The sequence below is a fragment of the Craurococcus roseus genome (assembly GCF_039523795.1).
GTDB classification, from domain to species: Bacteria; Pseudomonadota; Alphaproteobacteria; order Acetobacterales; family Acetobacteraceae; genus Craurococcus; species Craurococcus roseus.
On record NZ_BAAAFZ010000032.1, the window covers coordinates 1 to 5,426 of the forward strand.

General features: G+C 76.0%; 8 protein-coding genes. 3 read left to right on the plus strand and 5 right to left on the minus strand.

Features of this window, described 5'->3' with window-relative positions:
• From ABD067_RS12550 to ABD067_RS12560, 3 genes are all read right to left on the minus strand, one after another.
• On the minus strand, positions 1-1,177 hold a 1,177-nt coding region (locus ABD067_RS12550; RefSeq protein ID WP_343895644.1), incomplete at its 3' end, for an AAA family ATPase.
• Positions 1,174-1,800, minus strand: a complete 627-nt coding sequence (locus ABD067_RS12555) for a DsbA family protein (RefSeq protein WP_343895645.1) — start codon at positions 1,798-1,800, stop codon at positions 1,174-1,176. The genes ABD067_RS12555 and ABD067_RS12550, both read right to left, overlap by 4 nt.
• Positions 1,801-1,831: 31 nt before the next feature.
• Positions 1,832-2,308, minus strand: coding sequence for a DUF721 domain-containing protein (locus ABD067_RS12560; protein WP_343895646.1), 477 nt, complete (start codon positions 2,306-2,308; stop codon positions 1,832-1,834).
• 3 nt (positions 2,309-2,311) lie between these two features.
• Between ABD067_RS12560 and ABD067_RS12565 the strand changes: the two genes are divergently transcribed.
• The 3 genes from ABD067_RS12565 to gph are packed head-to-tail and all read left to right on the plus strand — an operon-like array spanning position 2,312 to position 4,616.
• Positions 2,312-3,373, plus strand: a complete 1,062-nt coding sequence (locus tag ABD067_RS12565) for an A/G-specific adenine glycosylase (protein WP_343895647.1) — start codon at positions 2,312-2,314, stop codon at positions 3,371-3,373.
• A gap of 35 nt (positions 3,374-3,408) precedes the next feature.
• Positions 3,409-3,936: a biotin transporter BioY gene (locus ABD067_RS12570; RefSeq protein ID WP_343895648.1), complete on the plus strand. Its 528-nt coding sequence runs from the start codon at positions 3,409-3,411 to the stop codon at positions 3,934-3,936.
• Entirely contained in the window at positions 3,933-4,616 is a 684-nt protein-coding gene (gene gph, locus ABD067_RS12575) for a phosphoglycolate phosphatase (protein ID WP_343895651.1), read from the plus strand. The genes ABD067_RS12570 and gph overlap by 4 nt, the downstream gene beginning before the upstream one ends.
• A 3-nt stretch (positions 4,617-4,619) precedes the next feature.
• Here gph and ABD067_RS12580 read toward each other — a convergent pair whose 3' ends face one another.
• Both ABD067_RS12580 and ABD067_RS12585 read right to left on the minus strand, forming a co-directional pair.
• The gene (locus tag ABD067_RS12580; protein WP_343895649.1) at positions 4,620-4,952 is read right to left on the minus strand and encodes a hypothetical protein; all 333 of its coding nucleotides are present in this window, start codon (positions 4,950-4,952) and stop codon (positions 4,620-4,622) included.
• On the minus strand, positions 4,949-5,426 hold a 478-nt coding region (locus ABD067_RS12585), incomplete at its 5' end, for a molybdopterin-dependent oxidoreductase (protein ID WP_343895650.1). The genes ABD067_RS12580 and ABD067_RS12585, both read right to left, overlap by 4 nt.

The following is a 5,426-nucleotide window of genomic DNA, read 5'->3' on the forward strand; positions in this document are numbered from 1 at the left end:
CCAAGCGGTCGGGCAGGTCGAACTCGGCCGCGTTCAGGGCGCGGTCCTCGGCTTCGAGGCGCCGCTCGGCCGCTTCGGCGTCGGCGGCCAGCTTCTCGGCGTGGCCGAGGTCGTCCTCCATCCGCTCCACGCGCCCGGCGGCGGCGTCGAGGGCGTCCGCCGCGCGGCGCTCCTCCGCCTCCAGCCCCTCGCTTTCCACGCGCTGCCGCTCCAGCGCGGTGCGGGCCGCGGCCTCCGCCTCGCGCGGCGCCGGTACCGCCTTCTCCGCCTCGAAGGCGCGAACCGCCGCCGCTTCCGCCCCGGTTTCCGCGCGCTTGGTTGCGGCCTGCGCGGCTTCGAGCGCCGAGCGCGCCGCGTCCAGCGCCGCGCCGGCCCGCGCGCGCAGCACGGAAAGCCATTCGGCTTCGGCGGCGCGGACCAATCCGGACAAATTGCGGTAGCGGTTGGCCTGCCGCGCCTGCTTCTGCAACGAGCCGCGCTGGGCGTCGAGGGTGTTGAGCAGATCCTCGGAGCGGGTGAGGTTGGCCTCGGCCTGGCGCAGCTTCAGCTCCGCCTCGTGCCGGCGGGCGCGGAGGCCGGAGATGCCGGCGGCCTCCTCCAGCACCTGCCGCCGCTCCTCCGGCTTGGCGCCGATCATGGCGGCGACCTTGCCCTGGCTGACCATGGCGGAGGCGCGGGCGCCGCTGCCGAGGTCGGCGAACATGGTCTGCACGTCGCGCGCCCGGACCTCGCGGCCGTTGACGCGGAAGGAGCTGCCCTCGCCGCGGGCGATGCGGCGCACGATCTCCAGCTCCGGCGCGTCGGCGTGCGGCGGCGGCGCGAGGCCTTCCGCCTCTTCGAGGAACAGCGAGACCTCGGCGATGTTGCGCCCCGGGCGGAGCGACGTGCCGGCGAAGATCACGTCCTCCATCTCGCCGCCGCGCATGGAGCGGGCGGAGGTCTCGCCCATGGCCCAGCGCAGCGCCTCCACCACGTTGGACTTGCCGCAGCCGTTGGGGCCGACGATGCCGGTCAGGCCGGGCATCACCTCGACCGCGGTGGCGTCGGCGAAGCTCTTGAAGCCGGCGATGCGGATGCGGGCGAGGGTGGCGCGCAGCGGGGCGCGATCCGGCGGCCCCTGCTCCTCGGCGGGCGGGGCCGCCGCCTCGTCCGCCGCCGCCCCCGCCGCGTCGCTCAAGCCTTCCCGGCCTCGTCCACGAGCTGCTGGAACCGCTCGAAGCCCACCGCGCCGGACTGGGTCTTGCTCTTCCCATCCGGCCCGAACACGAAGGACGGCGTGGCGCTGACGCCGTACTCGCGCTCCGCCGCCTGCCTGCCTTCCAGGATGGCGCGTGCCAGCGCCTCGTCGCGCACCGCGGCGTCGAACCGCGGGCGCGGCATCCCGGCCAGCGCCGCCATCTTCGCCAGCTCCTCCATCGGGTCGGCGCTGCGGGTGAAGGCCCAGCGGTCCTGCGAGAGGAGCAGGGCGCCGATGAAGGGCTCGTAGCGCTCGGCCGGCATCGAGCGGGCCACCGCGGCGGCGGCCAGCGCCAAGCGGTCCAGCGGGAAGTCGCGGTACACGAGCCGCACCGTGCCCGGCTCCACCAGCTTCTGCTTCACCTGCGGCAAGGTGTCGCGGTGGAAGGCGGCGCAGTGGCCGCAGGTGAGGGAGAAGTATTCCAGCACCCGCACCGGCGCGCCCGCGCGGCCGATGGCGCGTTCGGACAAACGCGGGTCGGCGGCCTGTTGCGCGAAGGCGGGGCCGGCGAGGATCGCGGCGCCGGTGGCGGCGAGGAAGGAGCGGCGGGATGGGCGCGTCATGCGGCCTCCGTTCGTTGCGATGCCGCGCGAATCAAGCGCGTCGTTGACGGTCCCGATAAACGCCTTGCGCGAGTTTTTCCAGCGCTTCCCGCAACTCACCCTCGGGGACCGCGGCCATCGCGTCCCGCACCCGCGGGGGAAGGGCGGCCGGTTCGGGCCGGCGGGGCGCTGGCGGCGGGGCGGCGCCGGGGGCCTGCTGAACGAAGCGCAGCCGCTCCACCGCCGCTTGCCCCAGATGCGCGTTGATGCGGCCGATGAGCTGCGGCGCGAGGTGCGTCAGCTCCATCGCCACCGGCCCGGCGCAGGCGATCACCAACGTCCCGTTGCCGAGCCGTTTCGGCGAAGTCACGGCGGCCAGAGCCGGCCCCACCACCTCCGGCCAATCGGCCATCAGGGCGGCGCCGGCCGGGCTGCGGCGCTTGAAGGCGGGGCGCGTCAGCCGCGGCAAGAGGGCGCCCAGCGCCCGCGGCCCTCCGAAAAAGCGCCGGTCCTCGCCATCTGCCGCCATGCGATGCCCCCGACCCTGCCCCCCGCCGCCGCCCTGCTGGCTTGGTACGACCGCCACCGCCGCACCTTGCCGTGGAGGGGAGACGACTCCGATCCATACCGCATCTGGCTCTCCGAGGTCATGCTCCAACAGACCACGGCGGCGGCGGCCGGCCCGCGCTTCCGGCGCTTTCTCCAACGATTCCCGGACATCCACGCGCTGGCGGCGGCGCCCGAATCGGCGGTGATGGAGGAGTGGGCGGGCCTCGGCTACTACGCCCGCGCCCGCAACCTCCACGCCTGCGCCCGCGCCGTGGCTGCGGCGGGCGGCGCCTTTCCGCGCGACGTGGAGGGGTTGCGGGCGCTGCCCGGAGTCGGCGCCTACACGGCGGCGGCCGTCGCCGCCATCGCCTTCGACCAACCCGTCGTGCCGCTCGACGCCAACGTCGAACGAGTCGTGGCGCGGCTGCGTGCGGTGGAGGAGCCGCTGCCCGGCGCCCGCCCGCGCCTGGACGCGCTGGCGCAGGGCTTCATGGCCGACCCGGCGGCCCGCGCGCGGCCCGGCGACTTCGCGCAGGCGCTGTTCGACCTCGGCGCCACCATCTGCACCGCGCGCAACCCCGCATGCGCGCTCTGCCCTTGGCGCGGGGAGTGCGAAGCGCAGCGGCGCGGCGTCCAGGCCACCTTGCCGCGCAAGGCGCCGAAGGCCGCGCGGCCGCTCCGCCACGGCGCGCACTTCCTGCTGACGGACGGGGCGAGGAACGTGCTGCTCCGCCGCCGCCCGCCGAGCGGCCTCCTGGGCGGGATGCTGGAACTGCCCGGCACGCCCTGGCGTGAAGCGCCGTGGGAGGACGCGGAGGCGCTGGCCTTCGCGCCCGTGCCGCCGGGCCCGGACTGGCGGCGCGTGCCTGGCGTGGCGCGGCACGGCTTCACGCATTTCGAGCTGGAGATGGCCTTGTTCGCGGCCGAGGTGCCGGCCCTGGCGCCGCCCGAAGGCACCGAGGCGCGCCCCTTGGCGGAGGCCGGCGCGGCCATGCCGACGGTGATGCGGCGCCTGCTCGACCTTGCCGCCGCCGCGCCGGCGTGAGAGAGGCGCCGCCCGACAAACCGGAGCCCTCCCGCATGAGCCTGGCCCTCCCCGCCGGCTCGCGCCGCCGCGCCTTCGTCCGCTTCTGGGGCCTCGCCCTGCTCGGCTCGGCGGTGCTGGCAGCGAGCGCGCAGGTGGTCCTGCCCGCGTGGCCGGTGCCGGCGACCTTGCAGAGCCTCGCCGTGCTGCTGCTCGGCGCGCTGGGCGGCGCGCGGCTCGGGACGGCGGCGGTCGCGCTGTACCTGCTGGAAGGCGCGCTCGGCCTGCCGGTCTTCGCCGGCGGCAACGCCGGGCCGGCGGCGCTGGCCGGGCCGACCGGCGGCTATCTGCTCGGCTTCTTGCCCGCCGTGTGGCTCGCGGGGCGGGCGGGGAGGGGGCCGCTGTGGCGCCAAGGCGCCGTGCTGCTCGCCGCGCACCTGCTGCTGTTCGTCCCCGGCGTCGCGTGGCTCTCGGGATTCGTCGGCTGGGAGCGGGCCTTCGCCGCCGGCTTCCTCGTGTTCCTGCCGGCCACGCTGGTGAAGACCGCGCTGGCGCTGGCCGTGCTGCGGGCGGTCCGGCCCTGAGTCCCGCACCCGCCCGGGCCGCCGTCTTCGACCTCGACGGCACGCTGGCGGACAGCGTGCCGGACTTGGCCGCCGCGCTGAACCGCACCCTGGCCGAAGCCGGGCTGCGGCCGCACGCCACGGAGGCGGTGGCGCGCATGGTCGGCCATGGCGTCGAGCGGCTGGTGGAGCGCGGCTTCGCCGCCGCCGGCGCGCCGCTCGACATGGCCGCGCTGCCGCGCTGGGTGGAGCGCTTCCTCGCCTTCTACGCCGAAGACCTGTCCACGCTGACACGCCCTTACTCCGACGTGCCGGAAACGCTGGACGCGCTCGCCGCCGCGGGCTGGCGCTTGGGCGTCTGCACCAACAAGCCGACGGCGCTGGCGGCCCGGCTGCTGGACGCCCTCGGCCTCGCCCCGCGGTTCGGCGCGGTGGTGGGCGGCGACGCGGCGCCGGAGCGCAAGCCGCACCCGGCCCCGCTGCTGATGGCGCTAACCCGGCTGGGCGTGCCCGCCGCGTCGGCGGTGTTCGTCGGTGACAGCGGGACGGACGCGCTCACCGCCCGCGCGGCCGGCCTGCCCGTGGTGCTGGTGCGGGGCGGCTACACCGCGGTCCCGGTGGAGGAACTCGGCGCGGACGCGGTCGTGGACGCCTTCGCCGCGCTCCCCGCCGCGCTGGAGGCGCTGCTGCCGGCGGCGTGACGCCTACCGCGTCAGGAACGGGTTGCCGCCGCGCCGCTGCGTCCCTGGCGGGAACACGCGCGCGAGGTAGTCCACGATCACGCGCCGCTCTTCGCCTTCCAACCGCGGCATGCCGTGCTTCTCGGTCATCCAGTCCATCAATTCGTCCCAGCCTTCGCGCGACAGGCGGGAGCGGCTGATCACCGCCGTGCCGTGGCAGGCGACGCAGGTGTGGAACGTCTCCTCGCGCCCCGGCGCCTCGGGCAGCGCCGCCGGCGTTTCCTGGGCGTGCGCGGCCATCGCCGAAAGGGCGAGCGAGAGCAGCGCCGCCGCGGCCAGGGCGCGCGCGCCGCTCACCCCACCAGCACCGCCGCGCGGCTGATCGGGTTCGCGCCGTTCCACTCGCCGCAGGAGACGCCGCCGTTGCCCCACTGGTTGCCGCGCGCATCCGGCGCGAAGAAGGAGCGCCCGTTGCCGCCGCACTCCAGTTGCAGCCGCCGCGTGACGATCGGGAAGCGCCCGCCCTCCAGATCGCCGACGGCCACTTCCAAGGGCCGTTCCACCTCGCCCTCAATCCGGAATTTCCAGGCGCGAGGGTCGGGGACGGCGTCCGGAATGCCGCCGTTGTTGCGGATGCACATCTTGTCCGCCGGCGTCACGTCGTCGGCCAACAGCGTTTCCGGTGTTTCCGCGACCAGCGGCCGCTCGCCGAGCACCACCAGCGCCGCCTTGCCGTCCATCCGCAACACGGCGGGGCCTCCGCCGCCGGCTGGCGTCTGGGCGAGGGCGGCGGGCAGCACCCCCGCGGGCGGGCGGCGGCCGAAGGGCACG